12 protein-coding genes and 1 tRNA gene are annotated in these 21,237 nt (G+C 43.2%); 6 read left to right on the top strand and 7 right to left on the bottom strand.

All coding sequences use genetic code 11. From position 1 onward, the window contains the following. Positions 1-40: 40 nt before the first annotated feature. Together msrA and FD723_RS26540 are read right to left on the bottom strand one after the other, a co-directional pair. Entirely contained in the window at positions 41-718 is a 678-nt protein-coding gene (gene msrA / locus FD723_RS26545) for a peptide-methionine (S)-S-oxide reductase MsrA (RefSeq protein WP_179068039.1), read from the bottom strand. A gap of 464 nt (positions 719-1,182) precedes the next feature. Next, on the bottom strand, positions 1,183-1,830 hold the full coding sequence (locus FD723_RS26540; protein ID WP_179068038.1) for an MOSC domain-containing protein: 648 nt from the start codon (positions 1,828-1,830) through the stop codon (positions 1,183-1,185). A 396-nt stretch (positions 1,831-2,226) separates the two neighbouring features. On the opposite strand from FD723_RS26540, the gene FD723_RS26535 reads away from it, so the two are divergent. Beyond that, a complete protein-coding gene (locus tag FD723_RS26535; RefSeq protein WP_179068037.1) occupies positions 2,227-7,653 on the top strand; it encodes an ATP-binding sensor histidine kinase in 5,427 nt (1,808 codons plus the stop codon). Positions 7,654-8,354: 701 nt separating this feature from the next. After that, on the top strand, positions 8,355-8,750 hold the full coding sequence (locus FD723_RS26530) for a hypothetical protein (protein WP_179068036.1): 396 nt from the start codon (positions 8,355-8,357) through the stop codon (positions 8,748-8,750). A 417-nt stretch (positions 8,751-9,167) separates the two neighbouring features. Here the strand turns inward: FD723_RS26530 and FD723_RS26525 are convergent, their stop codons facing one another. Next, positions 9,168-11,804 (bottom strand): ATP-binding protein, encoded by a 2,637-nt coding sequence (locus FD723_RS26525; protein ID WP_179068035.1) that lies wholly within the window; start codon positions 11,802-11,804, stop codon positions 9,168-9,170. Positions 11,805-12,555: 751 nt separating this feature from the next. Here FD723_RS26525 and FD723_RS26520 point away from each other — a divergent pair. Next, entirely contained in the window at positions 12,556-13,929 is a 1,374-nt protein-coding gene (locus tag FD723_RS26520) for a hypothetical protein (protein ID WP_179068034.1), read from the top strand. A gap of 454 nt (positions 13,930-14,383) precedes the next feature. Then, a complete protein-coding gene (locus FD723_RS26515; protein ID WP_179068033.1) occupies positions 14,384-16,066 on the top strand; it encodes a C25 family cysteine peptidase in 1,683 nt (560 codons plus the stop codon). A gap of 211 nt (positions 16,067-16,277) precedes the next feature. On the opposite strand, the gene moaC is transcribed toward FD723_RS26515, so the two are convergent. After that, positions 16,278-16,787: a cyclic pyranopterin monophosphate synthase MoaC gene (gene moaC / locus FD723_RS26510; RefSeq protein ID WP_179068032.1), complete on the bottom strand. Its 510-nt coding sequence runs from the start codon at positions 16,785-16,787 to the stop codon at positions 16,278-16,280. Between the two features lie 34 nt (positions 16,788-16,821). Between moaC and FD723_RS26505 the strand changes: the two genes are divergently transcribed. Continuing rightward, positions 16,822-16,895 (top strand) — tRNA-Arg (locus FD723_RS26505). Between the two features lie 40 nt (positions 16,896-16,935). On the opposite strand, the gene FD723_RS26500 is transcribed toward FD723_RS26505, so the two are convergent. The 3 genes from FD723_RS26500 to FD723_RS26490 all read right to left on the bottom strand — a co-directional run bounded on the left by FD723_RS26500 (position 16,936) and on the right by FD723_RS26490 (position 20,061). Then, positions 16,936-18,189: an MFS transporter gene (locus FD723_RS26500; protein WP_179068031.1), complete on the bottom strand. Its 1,254-nt coding sequence runs from the start codon at positions 18,187-18,189 to the stop codon at positions 16,936-16,938. Between the two features lie 139 nt (positions 18,190-18,328). After that, positions 18,329-19,342 (bottom strand): glycosyltransferase family 2 protein, encoded by a 1,014-nt coding sequence (locus FD723_RS26495; protein WP_179068030.1) that lies wholly within the window; start codon positions 19,340-19,342, stop codon positions 18,329-18,331. A gap of 14 nt (positions 19,343-19,356) precedes the next feature. After that, positions 19,357-20,061: a C40 family peptidase gene (locus FD723_RS26490; protein WP_179068029.1), complete on the bottom strand. Its 705-nt coding sequence runs from the start codon at positions 20,059-20,061 to the stop codon at positions 19,357-19,359. A 9-nt stretch (positions 20,062-20,070) separates the two neighbouring features. Between FD723_RS26490 and FD723_RS26485 the strand changes: the two genes are divergently transcribed. Continuing rightward, entirely contained in the window at positions 20,071-21,003 is a 933-nt protein-coding gene (locus FD723_RS26485) for a serine hydrolase (protein ID WP_179068028.1), read from the top strand. Positions 21,004-21,237 lie beyond the last annotated feature (234 nt).

Below are 21,237 nucleotides of genomic sequence, written 5' to 3'. Positions count from 1 at the left end.
CAATTCAAAATTCAAAATGACGTGAATGCTCTAAATCTCCTTAATTGCTATACATATCAGGGAACTTAGCTTGAAGTTTAGCTAGTTTCGGCAAGTCATTCGCTACCACATAGCGATCGCTCGGATGATGCGCTATATAATTCTGATGGTATGCTGCTGCCTGATAAAAACCTTTCAAAGGATCTAATTTTGTCACAATCGGCTGATCGAAAATTCGCGATTTGTTGAGTTGAGCGATATATTCTTGTGCAGCCTGTTTCTGTTCATCGTTAGCAAAAAAGATTGCCGAACGATATTGCTTACCTGAGTCTGGGCCTTGTCGATTCAACTGTGTTGGGTTATGGGCTACCAAAAAGTAGACCTTGAGAAGCTGGTTATATGATATTTTTGATGGATCGTAAGTGATTTTTACGGATTCAGCATGATTAGTTAATCCAGCACTGACAAGTGTGTAGTCTGCGGTTCTTGCATCACCCCCAGAAAAGCCAGAAACAACATCAGAAACACCTTTGAGATGCTCAAAAACCGCTTCCATTCCCCAGTAGCACCCACCAGCGAAAACTGCTACTTGCTTTCCTTTCGGTGCAACAGTCGAAATATCAGTGGCGGGAGCAGGAAGTATCACACGATATGCACCGTATAGGAGTACAACAGTTAGCAAATAGATGGACAAGTTGCGTAATAACTGGCGGGAGAGAGTAAAATTATGAATTGACATGAGGTTGTGAACTCCTTGATTTAATTGATGAAGAACCGAGTTTATTCAGCTATTTTGTCATTTAGATAGCGATCGCTTAAATATCGCCTTCATTTACGCCAATGGGCTATGTGATTTTGGGCTTCTGCTAATCTGATTTCTTCTAGGGTTGGAGTTGTCATCATCTCACCCTCTGCATATCTGCACTTTATTTTAATTAATTTGCTATATTGAGTATCACCTTTTTATCAAAGATGGGGCTGATATTTTGATTAAAATTTGCTAGGTGAATTGATAAATAAAAATTTAGGATAAACTCAGGAAAAAATAATATTAGTTGTTGTTATTTATCTCAAGCAGCTAAAACTACTAATGCTAAATCCGAGGTCATTTGCTATTGCTCAACTGTGCTGTTAGATCCAATCCTCAAGTCATAAGTCATTTTCCAATATCAACTTTCTCTCGCTAGCCAAGTATGCAAAAATTCATTTTTTAAAGTTTTCGATTTGCTGCTGAAAGTAGTCTCGCCAACCTGTAGGTAAAGCCTCAACTTGTATGGCGCGGTGTAACAGTTCTAAGTCGTGTGTTTCCCGTGCATAAAGTCGGGTAATATCAGCAACAGTGACATTATTTGAGTCTCGACTGATTAACGACAAAGTATCACCATTTCCGACTTGACCCTCTTGCAGCACCGAAAAGTAGAAGCCCGTTAGGCGGCTATCTAAAAACTGTTTAACTATATCAGCCCGTCCAAACTTGATTAAGAGTTTATAACAAGGCATTCGGGGTTGAGTCACCATTACCTCTGCGCTACCGATTTGGAAGCGATCGCCAATATTAATCTCATCCTCTAACAGCCCAACTGTGGTAAGATTTTCACCAAACATTCCCCAGGGAAAATCCATCTCAGGTAACTTGCGCCGCCAATAGTCGTAATGCTCCAATGGATAAGCATAAACTGCTTTGTCTTTCCCCCCGTGGACACTCAAATCAGCTTGTCTATCCCCGTCTAAGTTGAGCGTTCGCATCATCACTCGTCCCTCAACTGGTTCTTTAAAAATCCCAGTTGTAACTGTTTTGCCCTTCCAAAGTACTTCACGGGGAAGTCCTACGTTGACTGAGATAACTTGCACAATTTAATATCTCCTCTAATAAAATTTTGTACCGATATTCAGCCTGATAAGTAACATACTTGATATTACTTGATTATGTGTGGTAATTGCGTTCGCGAGTGCGTCTCGTAGAGAGCGGAGCGAAGCAATGACAATAGCATGAACCAAAAATCACCAAATTTCATCAAAGTCAACACCCTACCCAGAAACCTTGTAGAGACGTAGCACTGCTACGTCTCTACATTTTTTCACCAGATGTCTATTGTAAATTCATATTTAGTTTCCTGAAAATTGGGTTTCGCTGAATTACACTCTTATCCAAGCTCGTCAATATGTTAGATGCTTTTGCCTTGATCTGTTACCTAACTAAGACTTTTTGGGAATCTTAGTTAAATCAAAGCCACTCTTCCTAAACCTATGACTTCTCTAGCACAGCAATTCCCAAAAATTTTTGGCTATACCTTGGTTGAGCAGTTGTATCTAGGTTCTAGGACGGCTGTCTATCGAGGAGTGCAAAGGTCGCAGCAATGTTCGGTGGTAATTAAGATACTGCGGCACGACTATCCCAGTTTCAGCGAATTGGTGCAGTTTCGTAATCAGTATACGATCGCTAAAAATCTCAACATCCCAGGCATTATCCAACCGATTAGTCTAGAACCCTATAATAATGGCTATGCTTTGGTGATGGCAGACATCGGTGGCATCTCCCTACGTCATTACATCCAGGCTTCCCCCCTCACTGTCGAACAATTCTGGCCAATTGCCCTGCAAATTGTCGATATCCTCCACCAGCTTTATCAGCAACGGATTATTCACAAAGATATTAAACCAGCCAACATTCTAATTCAACCAGAAACAGGGCAGATTAAGCTGATTGACTTTAGTATTGCCTCCCTATTACCCCGCGAAACCCAAGAGATTCAAAATCCCAACGTTCTAGAAGGAACTCTAGCCTATATCTCACCGGAACAAACTGGGCGGATGAACCGGGGGATTGACTATCGCAGCGATTTCTATTCCTTGGGAATTACCTTTTTTGAACTGCTCACGGGACAGTTACCATTTCCAACTGACGAGCCAATGGAAATGGTTCATGCCCATCTCGCTAAACAACCACTCTCTGTCTGCGATCTCAACCCCGATTTGCCCATTATGCTCAGTGAAATCATTCACAAACTGATGGCCAAGAATGCGGAAGATCGCTATCAAAGTGCCCTTGGTCTTAAGCACGATCTAATGAAATGCCAGGAAGAGTATCATCTTGCGGGCAAACTCGCCTGGTTTGATTTAGGCAAACGGGATATCAGCGATCGCTTTTTAATCCCTGAAAAACTCTACGGACGGGAACAAGAAGTTCAAACCTTGCTTGATATTTTTGGCCGAGTTGCCAACGGAGCCTCCGAACTGATGTTGGTGGCAGGTTTTTCCGGCATTGGCAAAACTGCCGTCGTCAATGAAGTACATAAGCCGATTGTGCGTTGGTATGGCTATTTCATTAAAGGTAAATACGACCAATTCAACCGCAATCTTCCGTTTAGCGCCTTTGTCCAAGCCTTCCGCGACCTGATGGGGCAACTGTTGAGTAGTGAGGACGCGCAGTTGCAAGAGTGGAAAGCGAAAATCCTGGCGGCAGTGGGTGACAATGGGCAGGTGCTTGTCGAGGTGATTCCTGAACTCGAACAGGTAATCGGGCAACAACCCCCAGTACCAGAACTCTCTGGCAGTGCCGCGCAGAACCGTTTCAATCTGCTGTTCCAGAAGTTTATCACGGTGTTCACCACCCCAGACCATCCACTAGTGATTTTCCTGGATGACTTGCAGTGGGCTGATTCGGCCTCTCTGAACTTGCTGAAGCTACTGCTGACAGAGCGCGAGCGCGGTTATCTGTTCATCATCGGAGCCTATCGGGATAACGAAGTGTTCCCGACTCACCCCTTGATGCTGATGCTCGATCAGATCGAGAAAGCCCAAATCCCGATCCATACCCATACCCTGAAACCCCTGAGCCAAGGGGTTGTGAATCAGTTAACGGCAGATACCCTCAGTTGCTCTCTGGAACTGGCGCAGCCGTTGACGGAGTTGGTCTATCAAAAAACCAAGGGTAATCCCTTCTTCCTGACTCAATTTCTCAAAGCACTGCATGAAGACGGCTATATTTCCTTTGATTTTCAGGCAGGACATTGGCAGTGCGACCTGGCAACGGTGAAATTACTCGCGCTCACGGATGATGTCGTCGAGTTCATGGCACTTCAGTTGCAAAAATTGCCTGCTGCCACCCAGAATGTTTTGAAACTGGCGGCTTGCATTGGCGCTCAGTTCGATTTAGTGACCCTGGCGATTGTTAATGAGCGATCGCCCGAAGATACCGCGATCGACCTCTGGAAAGCCTTGCAAGAAGGCTTGATTTTACCCATCAGCGATGTTTATAAGTTTTATCAACCGTCAGAACTTGAGGTAGCAGAAGTCCAACAGCCACTCACGTTTAACTGTTCTTATCGCTTTCTCCACGATCGCGTCCAGCAAGCAGCCTATTCCCTCATCCCTGACGAGCAAAAACAGACGACTCATTACCAAATTGGACAACTTTTGCTGCGACAAGTTTCTCCAACCGCCAAAGAAGAGCGCATTTTTGAAATTGTCAATCAGTTGAACTATGGAACAACGCTCGTTGAGGAACAACACCAAAGGAACGAACTCGCCCAACTCAACCTCACGGCTTGCCGCAAAGCGAGAGCCTCAACCGCCTATCAAGCCGCCCGTGAATATGCCACAGTGGGGCTGAAATTGCTGGGAACAGACGCTTGGCAACGACAGTACGAAATGACTTTATCTCTGCACGACTTAGCGGCTGAGGTGGCTTTTTTAATTGGTGATTTTGAGCGGATGGATCGGTGGATTGAAGCGGTGATTCATCATGCAAAAACGCCCTTAGAACAGGTGCAAGTTTATCAAGTCAGAATTCAGGCGTTGGTGGCACGCAATCAATTTTTAGAGGCGATCGCCATCGGTCAATCGGTCTTCCAAATGTTGGGCGTGAACCTGCCAGACAGCCCAACACTAGAGGATATTCGGCAGGTGAAGCAGGAAATTGATGCCTTGATTGGCGGTAGTGAAACGGTAGATAACAGCAATCGCTCCATTGAGGCGTTGAATCATCTGCCGACAATGACGGATGCCCAGCAGTTGGCAATTATGCAAATTGCTGCTGGCATTACACCCGTCTGTTTCATGACAGGCTCAATGCTCTATTTCTTAGTCGTGGCGCTTCAGGTCAAGTTGTCAATTCAATTTGGGAACAGTCCTGTTTCGGCTTTTTGCTACGCTAGTTACGCCTTCCAGCTGAGAACCTTGTGGCGAGAGATGACAGAAGTGCCGCAGTTTGGGCAATTAGGATACCAACTCGCCTTAGAGCCAGAAGCCAAGAATATTCGACCCGCAACAGCCCTCTTAATTGGGGGCTTTGTTCGCCATTGGATAGATCATCTCCAAAAAACGCTGCCCATTCTCCAGGAAGGATATCAAGCAGCATTGGAAACTGGTAATCTGGAATTTGTTGGCTACGATGCACAATTTTTCTGCTTGAATGCCTATTGGTGCGGTCAACCGCTAACTGAACTAGAACCCAAAATTCGTGCCTATTACCAACAGTTGCGCGACCTCAACCAAGTCACGCCAGCAAACTGTTTTTTTATTTACTGGCAAGCTACTCTCATTCTGCTGGGTCAGTCAGAGAACGAGATTTTCTTACGCCAACATGACTATGAAGAAAAAATTCTTGCTGAGGCAAAAGCTTCTAATGATTTTTACCGATTATGTCACTTTTACCTGTATCGATTCACATTAAATTACTGGCTGGAAGACTTTGCCAAAGCGGAATACGATGCGGCTCAAACTCGTCAGTATTTGGCTGGAGGGATGGGAAGTATCGTTGAACCGATCTTATATTTCTATGATTCTCTGACGGTGCTAGCAACTCCTCCTGAATCAATGTCGGAATCGGAGCCGAGATGGCAGCGAATGCTAGAAAATCAAGAAAAATTAAAAGAATGGGCGCATTATGCTCCCATGAATTACTTGCATAAATATCATTTAGTTGAAGCTGAAAAACATTGCGTTCTTGATCGCAAAACCGAAGCTCTAGAATTTTATGACTTGGCGATCGCAGGTGCTAAAGCCAATGGCTACCCTCAAGAAGAAGCCCTCGCCAATGAACTGGCAGCAAAATTCTATCTAGATTGGCACAAAGAGCGGATCGCCCAAGTTTACATGATTGAAGCCTACTATGGCTATGCTCGCTGGGGGGCGAAAGCCAAACTCGCTGATTTGGAAACTCGCTATCCTCAACTGCTGGCTCCCATGCTACAAAAAGCGCAGACACCATTCTCTGTTGACGAAACCTTATTTGCCACTGGAACTTTCACCTCGACTAGTACTTCCTCTACCAGTCTTTCTGATACCCTGGATTTGGTTGCCATCCTCAAAGCTTCCCAAACTCTTTCCAGTGAAATTGAACTCGATCAATTAATTGGCACTCTCTTGCTGACAGTAATGCAAACCTCAGGTGCGACGCACTGTGCTTTGATGTTGAATGAGGGGCAAAATCTCACAGTTCAGGCTAGGGCAGCACTGACGGAATCACGCCAAATCGAAACGCAAATTTTACATCCAACGCAGTCGCTTGGCGATAGTGGTGTAGTGCCCATCAGTCTGGTAACAAAAGTCAAACGCAGCTTGCAGCCTGCCGTGATTAGCAACGCCGCCCAAGATCCGTTATTAATTGGCGATGCGTATATCCAAAACCAACAGCCCAAGAGTCTGCTGTGCAGCCCTATTCTGCAACAAGGCAAGTTGCTGGGCATGGTCTATCTGGAAAATAACCTGGCAACAGGAGCCTTTACCCGCGATCGCGTTCAATTGCTAAATTTGCTCTGTGCCCAAGCGGCGATTTCACTGGAGAATGCTCGTCTCTATCAGCAAGCCCAAGCCTATGCTCAACAGCTGGAAGAATCTCAGCTTCAAATTGTGCAAAGCGAAAAAATGGCTACTTTGGGTAACTTGGTGGCAGGGGTTGCTCACGAAATTAATAACCCAATCGGCTTCCTCAACGGCAGTATTAACAATGCCAAAGATTATGTACAAGACCTGCGTGAGTATCTAAACACCTATCACCAGCATCAACCGCCTACTAGTTCGGTGGCCGAATTGGCTGAAAAAATTGACCTGGAGTTTCTGTTGGAGGATTTACCCAAGTTACTTGACTCAATGAAAGGCGCTAGCGATCGCATCAAAGGCATCAGTACCAGTCTGCGTACCTTCTCTCGTGCCGATACGGAACACAAAGTTAGCGCCAACCTGCACGCAGGGTTAGATAGTACGCTGTTGATTCTCAAGTATCGACTCAAAGCGAATGAAAATCGGCCTGCCATTAAAGTTATCCGAAACTACGGTGACATCCCGGAAATTGATTGCTTCCCCGGTCAGCTTAACCAGGTGTTTATGAACATTTTGGCCAATGCGATTGATCTGTTCGATGAAATGGCACAGCAAACAACCTTTGAAAAGTTAGAAAATCATCCCCAACAGATCGCGATTCAAACTGCATTATTACCAGAACAAAATGCTGTTGAAGTTCGCATTGGTGACAACGGTAAAGGCATGAATCAGGAAGTCAAATCTAAAATTTTTGATCGCTTGTTTACCACTAAAGAAGTTGGCAAAGGAACAGGGTTAGGGTTAGCGATCGCCCGTCAGATTGTAGTCGAGAAACATGGTGGTCGGCTGTCAGTCCAGTCGGAATTGGGACAAGGCACTGAGTTTTCCATCTCCCTCCCGGTTCGGGGTTAATTCATCATAAAAAAATATCCAACTATTTATTGTGGGGTGGGCGTCTCGCCCGCCCAGTAACTAAAGGTAGGCAAGATGCCATTGGTGTCAACTTAAGCTGAAACCCTCTTCAAATCTCGTTTATAGCCGGAGGCTGAAAATGCAACTCAAAAGCGGCTCTGCCGCGAGTTTTGAGGCAGAGCCTCAAGGACGAGCATTCACAGTCGGAGACTGGGAACGAGGCAATCTAAAAGCTAGTTTTAGACTCAATACAGTTCAGTTAAGCATTTTTTCTTCTCTTCCTTCTCTACGAGACGCTACGCGAACGTGTCCTTTGCGTCCTTCTCTAAGGAGACGCTGCGCGTAGCTTGCTTCTCTGTAGGAGTATGCGGTTCGTTAAAAAAATTTACTTTGACAAAGAGTAAAGTCTTTGACTCTCAGTATAAAATTACGGTTTCATCAACAAAAACATGTTTCTCATCAACAAAAACATGTTTCTCATCAACAAAAACATGTCTTTCATCAACAAAAACATGTCTTTCATCAACAAAAACATGTCTTTCATTAACAAAAACATGTCTTTCATCAACAAAAACATAATTTTGGTGATAAATACTGAGTCTCAAGTCGGATCAGATACTAATCTGTGAGGATTTTACTGAACTAAGATACAGCTTTAGTAAGGCAAACTAGCTCTAAAGCAGAATAAAAGGAATATATTTATGCCTGGGAAACAACGTACATACCGCGTTTTAGAAAAAGCTGAATTAAGAGCGGCAGGACTGAAAGCAATTGATCCCAGCATGGATTTTGGGGATGAGCGCAACTTGCAAAATATGACACAAATAATTGAGCAGTACCGCAGCAAAATAGATGCTTATAATACTGCTCTTGCTATGATTGATTCTTCTAGAACTGAGATGGACGAATTGGACAAAACTTTAAGCGATCTAACTGAAAAAATGCTAATTGGAGTTGCTTTTAAATACGGCAAAGATAGCCGAGAATATGAAATGGCGGGTGCTGTTCGCAAAAGCGATCGCATTCGTAAAAGCACAGCAACACGTTTGAAAGCAACTTCAGAGGAAGCAGCTACTAAGAGTGATAAAACTGCATAAAAAGGAGTCAGAATTCAGAATGTGCTACGCCCCACTGCGCTAACAGAATTCAGAATACTCTATCCCTTTACGGGTAGAGTAATAACATTGTTGTTTAAAATTCAATTTTAGTTTCGCTCATCATGAATTGACCAACAACACCATTTATTTATAGAGATTCCTCCTGACTTGAAAAGGTCATTTACTATTTGTCCCCCTTGTCCCAATACTTCTCGGATTTTGCATTTTTAACTCGGAATCGGGTTTGGGGTAAAGGGTACTGGGTTTGGGTTAAAGGTTTTTTCTTTCCTTTTCCCTTTCCCATTTTCCCCTTAACCGAGAAGTATTGCCCCTTGTCTCCCTTGTCTCCCTTGTCCCTCTTTCATATCAGAACTGCCTCCTACCTCCTGCCTCCTTAACTACTTATCGGCATATAGCTTAAACTTTCCATTTTTCCGCCTTTTTCCACGGAAGCTTCACCGTAAATCGGCTACCTTTGCCTAACTGACTTTCGGCATGAACAGTTCCACCGTGCAACTCGACAATTTTTTGCACCATCACTAAACCTAAACCAGTGCCCGTAGAACGACGAGTAGAGGCATTTTCAACCTGCATAAAAGGTTGAAATAATTTAAAAAGGTCATCAGAAAGCATCCCAATACCCGTATCTACCACGCTGAAAAAGATATATTCATTAGTAGCAGTTGGTTGGACTTCTATCCAAACTTCACCTCCTTCTTTAGTAAACTTAATGGCGTTAGTCAACAAGTTGATAAATACTTGGCGAATACGACGTTCATCGACTTGGATAGGTTCGAGTTCTTCAGGTACTTGTGCCCTCAACTGAATGTTTTTCTGGAATGCTAGATGTTTGACAAAACTTAAGCTGTAATCACATAATCCCTGAATTGAAGTAGCAGCTAATTGCAGTTCTATTTTGCTGGATTCAGTATCGGTAAAGTCAAGGATTTGGCTAATTAATTCTAGTAAGTTCTTACCGCTAGATTCGAGTATAGTTAAAGACTGTTGCTGTTCTTCGCTCACAGGGCCGTACACTCCATCTTTGAGAGCTTCTGTGATTCCCAAAATAGAGCTTAAGGGATTTCTCAAATCGTGATTGATGTTTCCTAAAAAGGTGCTTTTAGCACGATTTGCCACTTCCGCAGCTTCTTGAGCCTCACGTAGAGCGGATTCTGCCTGTTTGCGATCGCATACTTCTAAAGTTAGGGCAACAAATTCTGCAATTGAGCTAACAAAATTTTCCTCGCTTATTTCCCATGTCCGGGGAGTGTCAATTTGCTCATACAATACTGTTCCCACTATTTTACCCCCAACCCAAATAGAGGTATCAATTAGGGATACAATATTATTTGGTTCTAGTAATTTATCCCATAATTCCTGTACCCGTAAATCAGTGCGAGTGTCGGTAATGACAATGGTACTCAAAGCCACCACCGCTTTATAGTAAATTAAATAATCTGCCAGGTTGCGTTCTAAACCTGCCGAATGTTTTTGATTGCTACGTTCATAGAGACTTATACATTGTAGTTTGGTACGTTGATCGTTGAATAACCATACACTGACTCGCTCTACTTCTAAGGCATTGGCTGCTTTTTCGGTAATGACTTTGAATGCTGTTTCTAGATTTCCTTCAAAAAGCGCTTTGTGATTTGTCAGTTCTGCTAGTACGCGATGATGTTGGCGCAGTTTTTGTTCACTATTAATACGTTTTTGAATCTCTTGCTGTAAGTCTTGAGTTCGCTGCTTAACTTGCAGTTCTAACTCTGCATTTTTAATAGTCAGTGCAGTAAAATTTTTGCGTAACTGTTGCACCATCTTATTAAAAGATTCACCCAGCATTTCTACTTCTTTAATGCCCTGTACCATCACCACTGAGTCTTTGTCATTGGTAAAATCGGTTAAATCTTTTATCGCCGTGCTGAAATCCAAAATTGGCTGAGTTATCCAACGGGCGGTAACAATCCCCAGGATAGTAGCTAGTCCTAATGCTCCTAAACAGAGAAAAATTGTAGTTTGAGTATTGCGATTAATTTGTCCCATAAACTCTGCTTCGGGGACACTTACCACAATCAACCAGTTGAGATTTGATTCGCCCTGTAACGGTTTAATTTCTAAAAATTGTCGTTTGCCGTCCAAAGAAAAATCTAATTGCTGTAAACTTTGAATTTGGTCAAAGTTATTAAATTTAGTTGTTAAATATTTAGCGGCTGCTTGAGTCAAAGAATTCACACTCTGGGAAGCTTCCAACCGAATTGGTTTACCATTTTGTAAGCGGAATGGTTCTTCGGCTGTGGAACTTGCGACTAATAGCCCTGAACGCTCGATAATAAAAATTTGCCCAGACTTGCCAACTTTGATATTTTGCAGCAAATCTCCAATTTCTGATAAACGAATCAGAGTGCTGTTGACTCCGAATAACTGACCTTGGGAATTATAGATAGGTTGAGATGCACTAATAAAAAGTCTTGGTTCACTGCTGGGTATAAAAATTTGACTAAAACTGAATTTTTTGGCAGTAACAGCTGTTTGATAATCAGGATGCGATCGCGCATCATAGTTTTTAATCACTTCCGGTAGCTGAGTACGTTGACCTTGAGAGTCAATTTTGTAAGTGTAAAGGTCGTACTCAGTTGACTTTCCGGCTTTTTTAAGTAAAAATTGGCGATCGTTGAGCTTCTCTACCATTAGGTGTTCTTGCTGTTCATTGCTTACCGTTAAAGCCAACGCATCGGGAAAAGTCTTTAACTGCTCTATTAAAAATGACTCCCAGTTTGTAATATTTTCTATCTTTAGTAACCCGATATTAATCAGATTTTGATTACCGCGTAGTACCTGACGCGGAGTTGACAAATAGGTTTGTAAATTCTGCTCAACTCGATTGGCGACTTCATGACGCAATTCACTAGCCACCTCATTGACTGCTTTTTGCCCATTAAGGATTGATAAATACGCAGTCAATCCTACAGCTAGCAGAATTTGTAGCAGAAACAACGCTACCAGAATGCAGCTTAGAGGTACATCTTTAAATAGGGAAAAAACAGTATTTTTGGTCATCTGCCCACTCCCCTTGCTCCCTCTTCCTGTCTTGTAGTACTGAGTACAACACCTCGAGTTTGCTGTCCTGTGGGCTTATGCATAGTTTGTACTGGGTCGGGTCAAGTGCCAATATACCACTTCTGACAAAAGAACAAAATGTTAATTAACCGCATTAGTAGTCTGTCCCATTAAAGATAATGGGTGAACTTATTCTTAACTTTTTTTCCTTTGCGCTCTTCTCTGATGAGACGCTGCGCGTAGCTTGCTTCTCCATAGGAGTGTGCGTCCTTCTCTCTTCTCTACGAGACGCTTTGCAAAGGCATTAGCTTCTCCCTTTGGAAGCTACCGTGTATACACAAGGGGGAGGGTTAGGGTAGGGTAAAACATTTAATGGGACAGATCACTAGATTTAACAATTATTATTAATTGCTTGTTTCCAATCTGGTAAAACCTTCGTATTATCACTGAGGTTTTACCTCTTTTTTGTAACTATTATGTATTAAATAACATTAATTGCCCTAAGTATACATAAATTGTCAGCCCGAAATAGGTGATTATTTCATACTTGCAATTCAGTGTTGTATCTAACAATTGTGACTCTGCGTTCAGGCGCTTAGAAGTAATAAAATGCCCAGCCGTTAATAACGGCTCTTCAGGCTGCCGCACCAAAATTTCGTAGTTTTTGTTTGGAAAAAGGGCATTTTATTTTTTGGATCTTCTTAACGGTTAGCGCAGCATATCAAAATCAAACCCTGATAAGGATTTACACATGCCAATTCAAACCGTAACTATTAATACCATCACATCTTCTTTAGATTACTACCTAATTGCTTTTGATGCTGATGGTAATGAACGTCGTGAGCCTGATGGATTTATCAGCCAAAAGCTAGTAGATATACTCTCCACTCAAGCAATTACAGATGTATTTTTCATTAGTCACGGATGGTTAGGTGACGTTCCCGGAGCAAAAAAACAGTACCATAATTGGATTAAAGCTATGGCAGAAAGTCAGGCTGATATTCAAAAAATCCAAGAATTACGGAAGTCTCAAAATCAAGAATTTCGTCCACTGTTAATTGGGTTGCATTGGCCTAGTAAACCTTGGGGTAATGAAGACTTAAATGCTGAACCTACATCCTATGACACATCAGGGACAAAATTAAATGAGTTAATCGAGGAATACGCTCAAGATGTTGCTGATACTGATGCGGCGCGTGAAGCTCTCGGAACCATTTTTACAGCATCAATAGAATATTCTATCCCACCAGATAACTTACCATTGGAGGTAAAAGCAGCCTACGAAGTATTAATTAAAGAGGCTTCTTTAGAAGGTGACGAAAATGATAGCGAATCGTCGATTTTAGAGCCTGATGCCATCTATGAATCTCTTATAGCTCAGGAAGAATCTGAAGAAATTAGTTTTGCAATTGGAGATGCTCCCAAAAGCAAAAAGAATACTTTTCTGGATTTATTAGGATATTTATCCTATTGGAAAATGAAACAGCGTGCGCGCCACATTGGTGAAACTAGTGGCTTCAATTTGTTAACAAAACTCCAAAAAGCTGCTGCTGAAACAACGCGGTTCCATCTGGTTGGACATAGTTTTGGATGTATCGTTGTTTCTTCTATTGTGGCAGGTAGAAAGAATAGTAAGTTAGTTCGTCCAGTTAACTCTTTAGTTCTTATCCAAGGAGCTTTATCACTCTGGTCTTATAGCTCAAATATTCCTCGCAGAGTAAATTTAGCTGGTTGTTTTTCTTCAATTATCAATGACCGTAAAGTTGTTGGCCCAATTGTCACGACCCGCTCCATACATGACAATTCTGTGACGAAACTGTATCCTGTTGCTAGCGTAAGTGGCAGATTCAGTGGTCAGGATATAGACTTTGCGGCTCCTCTTGAGTCAGAATTCCCTGAATATGGCAGTATTGGTACTTTTGGTATTCAAGGAATAAACGAAATTACCAGTCTAAAGATGCACCCTTGTGAAAAGCCATATAATTTCCAATCTGGTAAGGTTTACAACTTGGAAAGCAGCGAATTTATTCGCAATTTAGATGGTGGTAAAGATGCAGATGCTCACAACTCAATTGCCAAACCGCAAGTAGCTCATGCTGTATGGTCAGCAGCTTTTGGTAGTTAATTTGGGGAATGGGAGCAGGGGAGTAGAGAAGAAGTTGCAGTAAGTTTTTCTTTTCTACTCGAATGGCATTAAGAAAACGTGAATTCGATTGCTCATATAATATCTACCCAATTTGCTCAATCAAAAAACCTTTAAGAAGGTTTTACTACGCAAAACCGCCTCTCTCCGATTCGGAGAGGGACAGACTTGAACTTTAGTTCAAGTCTGGGAGAGGTTCGTCGAACTCACGTTAAGAAAAGATAGAGCCTCCGGTAGCTTGATGAGAGGCAGAGCCTCTTTGAATACATTCCCAGCCTGGAGGCTGGGAACGAGGGGCGAACGAGGCTAAACAAGCCTTTGGGCTTTTCTTAGTACCATTCCCCTCTACTCCTTTGCACCCCTGCTTTTTGTGCCCAATTCCTAACAACCAATCTCTAATCTCTTGTGCCAATCAAAAAATAATGGTGCGTATAGTATGAGCATAGAACAACTGACAAAAGAGTTATATTTCAATGGTATTGATGGGGCTTCTGGAGAGTATTTGTTGCCTCCATTAACACCTGAACAGCTAGCTAAGATTGCTCAGGGTGAAGATTTTGATCCTATAGAAATTAGCGAACTCAAGAAAAAGGATCTGCATGTTAAAGGACTAGAACCTGATTTTGCACCGATAGAAGGTGTAGATCCAAAAAACCTCGCAGAGACAGGTTGGGGAGTTATCTTTGCCTATAATGCTGACCCAGCAATTAAAGAAGCACTCCAAGAATTATTAACGCATCGACAAAAGCAAGCGGCAAAAAAGCACGAGCATTTTTATCAGGAATATACTGGCCCCAAGGGTTATCGTCCAGGGGAATCGAAGAATCAATTTTTATCACGTCATGGAGTTGGGCCAGGCCCAGCTGACCCTGACAAAATGCCTTATTATCTATTAATTGTTGGCGATCCAGAAACGATTTCTTATCGTTTTCAGTATCAACTAGATGTGCAATATGCGGTGGGTCGGATTTACTTCGATACACCAGAGGAATATGCTCAGTATGCTCGTAGCGTTGTGCAGGCGGAAACTAGCAATTTATCACTACCTCGCCGCGCTAGCTTTTTTGGTGTGCGTAACGCTGCTGATGCTGCTACACAACTCAGCGCGCAACACCTGATTCAGCCTTTAGCTGAATGGATGCTTAAGGATCAAAAAGACAACAATTGGTCTGTTCAAACCTTACTTGCAGAAGAAGCCACCAAAGCACGTTTAAAGAATTTGCTAGGAGGAGAAGAGACTCCGGCGCTGCTGTTCACTGCTAGTCATGGTATGGGTTTTCCCAATGGACATGAGCGACAACTACGCCATCAAGGAGCATTGCTTTGTCAAGACTGGCCCGGCCCGCTGAAATGGCGAGAACCAATTCCTGAAGATTTTTATTTCTCAGCAGATGATGTTGGCAGTGATGCTCGTTTATTAGGGTTAATTGCCTTTCACTTTGCCTGTTATGGTGCGGGTACACCCCGATTTGATGAATTTGCCCATCAAAAAGGCTCCAACGAAAGGTTAGCGATCGCTCCTAATGCCTTTATTGCTCCTTTACCCCGACGACTCTTAAGCCATCCCAACGGCGGCGCTTTGGCTGTTATCGGTCATGTAGAGCGAGCTTGGGGTTGTTCTTTCGTCTGGGAAAAAACTGGTAAACAGTTAGCAGTGTTTCAAAGTACTCTCAAACGATTGCTAGATGGACATCCCGTAGGATCGGCGGTTGAATATTTCAACGAACGCTATGCTGAACTGTCTTCTGATCTCAGCACAGAGTTAGAAGAAATTAAATATGGTGCGATCGCTAATCCAGTCAGTTTATCTGGGATGTGGACAGCAAACAACGATGCTCGTAGTTATGCCATTATTGGCGATCCCGCAGTCCGGCTAGTTGTTGGTGACAATCAAACAGGCGATCGCCCGGCGATTGAAACCGTGATTTTACCATCTGCAATAGCAAAACCTCAGACATCTGATACATCTGCAATCCAGCAAGCTCAGACAAACTTGACTCAAGCACTAGAAGAGTTTGTCAAAACTATTGAGCAAGCTTCAGGCGATCGCACAGAAAAACTGCAAGCAACAATTTCAGTTGTCATCAGTTTACTTGAGACACTGAAAAAATTGAGTTAAGAGTCGCGTCGCTTTGCTCCGAATCAAAATTCAAAATGACGCTGACTGGTTCCCAGCCTCCAGGCTGGGAACCCCATTCTGGGAGGCTCCGCCTCCAGTAGCTTGACGAGAGGCAGAGCCTCTTGGAATACATTCCCAGCCTAGAGGCTGGGAACGAGGCTACACAAGCTTTTTTAATGACATTCCCTCATGCCCAATGCCCCAAAATAATTTAGTTTACCGGCGGGAAATAATCTGCTGATTTCCCGCCACTCTTACTTATTAAACGAATGGATTCAATTTGAATCGACTTTTCTAAGGCCTTTGCCATATCGTATAAAGTCAGCGCAGCAACAGAAACGGCGGTTAAGGCTTCCATCTCTACACCGGTTTCAGCTTTAGTTTTGACTGTGGCTTGAATTTGATAACCAGGTAGTTGGGGATCGGGTGTAATTTCGACTGTGATTTTTTGCAAAGGCAAGGGATGACATAGAGGAATTAAAGTTGCTGTTTGTTTGGCTGCCATAATTCCAGCCAATCTTGCAGTTGCCAACACATCCCCTTTTGGGACATTTCCGGCTTGAATGGCAGCAAAGGTGGCTGGTAACATCCGCACATTGGCCTCGGCTACGGCTTGGCGAATGGTGGGTGCTTTATCAGACACATCTACCATCTGTGCCTGTCCTTGGCGATCTAGATGGGTTAGGTTCGCAAAATTAGATGGAAAATTATCTTGCGTCATTTGGTTAGAACGTGTTAATATAGATTGTCGGTGAGGGCGTGTAGCTCAGTGGACTAGAGCACGTGGCTACGGACCACGGTGTCGGGGGTTCGAATCCCTCCTCGCCCGTTTTTCAAAATTTAAGAGTTGAAGGTTTAGGAGTGATGAGTTAAATTTCGTCACTCCTAAGTTTTAAGTCGTTTAAGGCGTAAGCATCTGGAGCGAGACCTAGTGCAAAGCGTAGGGAATTGGATAAGTCTTTGCTTGATCGGGTGAGAAAGATCACAAGTGCAAGAAAAGTGATTGCAGCACCGTAGCCAAACATATTCCGGTAGCCGACAAGTTCGGCGATGATACCCAAAAGAGGAGCAGCGATCGCAATTCCCATATCAAGTCCAGCTATGCATATAGCAAAAACTTTTCCCCGTTCTTGAGGGAGGGAGCGGTCTGCCATCATTGTGATCATCATCGAGATGAGTGTACCACCACCAGCACCTTCAGCGATCGCAGCCAGTAAGAAAACGATCGCGCTGTTAGCCTGCCACAGCAGTAGTAAAGCTATAACGTAGCAAGAAATAGCAAAGGTAATAAATAAACCACGACCGAAGCGATCGCTTGCTTTACCAGAAAATATTCTGATACTAAAACTAGAAATTGCCGCAGCTGTAAAAAACAGTCCGCCATTGAAGTCCAGATTAGTGGATTTGAGGTACAGCGACACAAAGGTATGTATAGCACCAAGGGATAAACCAACCAGCAACATAACTATAGTTGGAACTCTCACCCGTGGACTGAGCAAAATTTGCCAAAAGTTGCGATTCCCTTCTTCAGTTTGCTCCTGTGTTTGAGCTGGCGGATTAGTGACTTGTACAATCCCCAAGAAGGCGACAAAACCCAATTCAGCAGATAACAAAAATAACGGGCCGTAACCACTTGTAGCTTCTAAATACCCTCCCAAGGCAGGGCCAATTGCTAAACCAATGGGAGTTGTCAGGCTCATGTAACCAATGATTTCACCACGAGTTTGGGCGGGAGCTAAATCTGCGACTAAGGCGCTGTAGCCAGTGGTAAAAGCAGCAACACTAATGCCGTGAAAAATCCGCACCAGAATTAACAATCCAATAGATTGGGTTGCTAAGTAACCAAAGGGTGCGACTGTAGCAACTATTGTCCCAATCAACAAGACAATTTTGCGGCTACGTTCATCGGCTAGCCTTCCCAGCATCGGGCGAGATAGCAATAACCCAATGGCGAAACTGCCCATAACAAGCCCAATTTCTTGCTTACTTGCGCCCACTTCATCGATGTAAAGCGGTAGGGTTGGTAAGAGCGAAGACATACTCGACCAGAATAATAAACCTGCTGTAAATAAAACAAGCAGGCTGCGCCGTAGTTCGGTGTCAAAGGTATTAAATGCTTTCAAGGTAGATGCAATTTAGTTGGTCATTTGTCATTAGTCATTTGTCATTTGTCCTTTGTCTAGAGTCAACCAATATTTACTCTTAATTATTTACTAATGACCAATGACCAATGACCAATGACTAATGACTACTATTGTTACCTTACTTAACATTTTTTGCTACTACTTCTCGCACGCGATATATGGGCCGTCCTTGGGATTCGTGGTATGTACGCATGAGCAATTCGGCTAAAAGACCGAAGCAAAACAACTGTACTCCTGTTACCAGCAGGAGTACTGCTAAAATCAGTAAGGGGCGATTGCCAATCATCTCACCGAAAGCCAATTTGACGAAAGTCAAGTAAATGCCGATCGCAGTGCCCGAAAACATTGAAATCAAGCCCAACAGCCCAAAAACGTGCATCGGGCGGGTGAGGAATTTTTTCATAAACAGAATGGTTAACAAATCCATCAACACCCGGAATGTCCGCCAAATTCCATATTTACTGCGGCCAAAACGACGGGCATGATGACGTACAGATACTTCGGTAATTCTAGCTCCTTCGATGTATGCCAAAGCAGGTAAAAATCGGTGTAATTCCCCGTAGAGGTTCATATCTGCTAACAATTCGGGACGATAGGCTTTCAGTGAACAGCCATAATCATGAATATTCACGCTAGTAGTACGCCGAATTAGCCAATTGGCAATTTTGGAAGGAAGTAACCGATTTACAGCACCATCTTGACGTTTTTGCCGCCAACCACTCACTAAATCGTAACCTTCATCCAGCTTTGCTAATAACATGGGGATATCAGCTGGATCGTTCTGGAGATCGGCATCTAAAGTGACGATCGCTTTACCGACTGCATAATAAAATCCCGCAGCCATCGCCGCCGTTTGTCCGTAATTGCGACGCAAAATCACCGCCTTTAAATCAGTGCGGATTTGCGCCTCTTGTTTGAGAAAATCCCCAGAACCATCTGTAGAACCATCATCTACACAAATGATTTCATAACTTATCTGACTAGAGGCTAAAGTAGATGCGATCGCTTCTAGTAAAAGCGGCAAACTTTCCACCTCGTCATGTATCGGCACCACCACTGAAACATCTGGGACAATTGCTGAAATCCCCCCATTTTCCCCCATCACCCCTTGATCAACCAACCCACTCCTCATAAGCCTCAGCGTCCTCAGCGTCTCTGTGGTTCGTAACTCTTAAAAACTCTACCAGCACCCCGCAGCTGCTGATAATATGACTGACTAACCGTATCTCCCTGTTCCGAAAGAACATCAATGCCAATACCATCCCGTCCCTGATCTTTCCCAGAACTATGGATATAATAACCATCGGCCAAATAAAGTCCGACATGGGTGGCTTTTTGACTAGTTCCAAAAAATACCAGATCCCCAGCTGCCAATTCGGCAATTGTAATTGGTTGAGTGAATCCTTCTTGTTGATAGGCATCTCTAGGTAGCCAAATCCCTACCGAAGCAAACGCCGCCTGCATCAACCCAGAACAGTCATAATTTGGCCCAACCGTACCACCCCAAAGATAATAATTTGATTGTTGCATCGCTTTTTGGGTAAAGGCGATAATTTCTGTGAGGAATTTTTTAATTTCAGATTCAGAAAATGTTGCCGCCTGATAAGGTACAGTAGCAGGTTGTAATGAATCCACATCTGAAAGAGATACCCATCCCGGATAGTCATCTTCACATAAATAAACTTCGACTGCTAAATTTTGATAATTTGATGTTACCCATAAATGTCGCCCAGATGCGGCTTGAGTTGCTAAACGCGTACATTCAGGAGAATCATATAAATTCAAGTCAGCTAAACACTGATACTCTCCTGATTTTGGATTTTGGATTTGTGATTTTAGATTAAAGGACATTATTAGAGAATGATTTTTTTTAATAAAGACGATCAACTGGAAAATCTGGGTAATGGTATTTTAGATGCAGCTTGGGCAGAATTTCCAACCTTAGCGCGTAACCAAATTGCCCTGACTTGGGTTGTTTACGATCCCCCGGTGCGAGTAAATACTGGTGGTGCGCTGACTCCCAACGCTTTTTGGGATCACCCAGTTCGTGGTTTTACTTATCGTGGTGTTGAACGGATTTATCCTGCTAGTGTAGTCAAGCTATTTTACCTGGTGGCGGTAAACGAATGGCTAGAAAAAGGCATGAGTCAAACTTCCAAGGAGTTGGAGCGAGCCTTACGCGATATGATTGTCGATTCTAGTAATGATGCTACCAGCTTGGTTGTGGATATTTTGACTGGCACTACCTCAGGGCCGGAATTACCAACTGGGCCCTTTGAAACCTGGCAATATCAGCGTAATATTGTGAACCGCTATTACCAATCATTGGGTTGGGAAGAAATGGAGACGATTAACGTCTGTCAAAAAACTTGGGGTGATGGCCCTTATGGACGAGAACGAGCGTTTGTGGGAGAGTTGCTGGAAAATCGCAATATGTTGACCACAAATGCGATCGCTCGCTTACTGCATAGTATTGTTGGTGGGGTGGCGGTTTCAAGTGCGCGATCGCAAGCTATGATGGCTTTACTGAAACGTCCTCTCAATGATTTGTCCCCTGACGGTGAGGAAAATCAGGTGACAGGTTTCTTAGGCGGTGGACTTCCAGAAAATGCTCAAATTTGGTCAAAAGCAGGTTGGACAAGTCAAGTTCGCCATGATGCCGCCTATATTGAGTTACCAGAACAACGTCCCTATCTCTTAGTAGTTTTTACTGAAGGGAAAGCACAGGCTAAGAGTCAGGCGATTTTGCCCTTTGTTTCTAAACTAGTTGCTGATGCGATCGCTAGTCTATGATCTACTCCTGTTTTATTGCCAGAATACTTATTTCTTCCTGTGCGTCCTTCTCTGCAAGACGAACCGCGTTACTATTTGTATTGTAAGTGGCATCTTTGGGGTTAATCTGTATGACTCGGTTCTAGTCATCAATTGCCCCCTAGAAATCTTCTAAGTTATCGTGGGTAAAACCAGATTATTGTAGGCATTAAGATACTGAGGATTGTAACCAAATTGCTGTAGTAGTATAGTCAA

Source organism: Nostoc sp. C052 (assembly GCF_013393905.1).
GTDB lineage: Bacteria > Cyanobacteriota > Cyanobacteriia > Cyanobacteriales > Nostocaceae > Nostoc.
This window is presented reverse-complemented; position numbering and strand designations above follow the sequence as displayed.

What these genes read in the sequence shown, in the direction of transcription:
- FD723_RS26535 (WP_179068037.1), top strand. Translation starts at nt 2,227, where the DNA reads ATGACTTCTCTAGCACAGCAATTCCCAAAAATTTTTGGCTATACCTTG.
- moaC (WP_179068032.1), bottom strand. Translation starts at nt 16,787, where the DNA reads ATGACGCAAGATAATTTTCCATCTAATTTTGCGAACCTAACCCATCTA.
- msrA (WP_179068039.1), bottom strand. Translation starts at nt 718, where the DNA reads ATGTCAATTCATAATTTTACTCTCTCCCGCCAGTTATTACGCAACTTG.
- FD723_RS26515 (WP_179068033.1), top strand. Translation starts at nt 14,384, where the DNA reads ATGAGCATAGAACAACTGACAAAAGAGTTATATTTCAATGGTATTGAT.
- FD723_RS26530 (WP_179068036.1), top strand. Translation starts at nt 8,355, where the DNA reads ATGCCTGGGAAACAACGTACATACCGCGTTTTAGAAAAAGCTGAATTA.
- FD723_RS26520 (WP_179068034.1), top strand. Translation starts at nt 12,556, where the DNA reads ATGCCAATTCAAACCGTAACTATTAATACCATCACATCTTCTTTAGAT.
- FD723_RS26490 (WP_179068029.1), bottom strand. Translation starts at nt 20,061, where the DNA reads ATGTCCTTTAATCTAAAATCACAAATCCAAAATCCAAAATCAGGAGAG.
- FD723_RS26525 (WP_179068035.1), bottom strand. Translation starts at nt 11,804, where the DNA reads ATGACCAAAAATACTGTTTTTTCCCTATTTAAAGATGTACCTCTAAGC.
- FD723_RS26485 (WP_179068028.1), top strand. Translation starts at nt 20,071, where the DNA reads ATGATTTTTTTTAATAAAGACGATCAACTGGAAAATCTGGGTAATGGT.
- FD723_RS26495 (WP_179068030.1), bottom strand. Translation starts at nt 19,342, where the DNA reads ATGAGGAGTGGGTTGGTTGATCAAGGGGTGATGGGGGAAAATGGGGGG.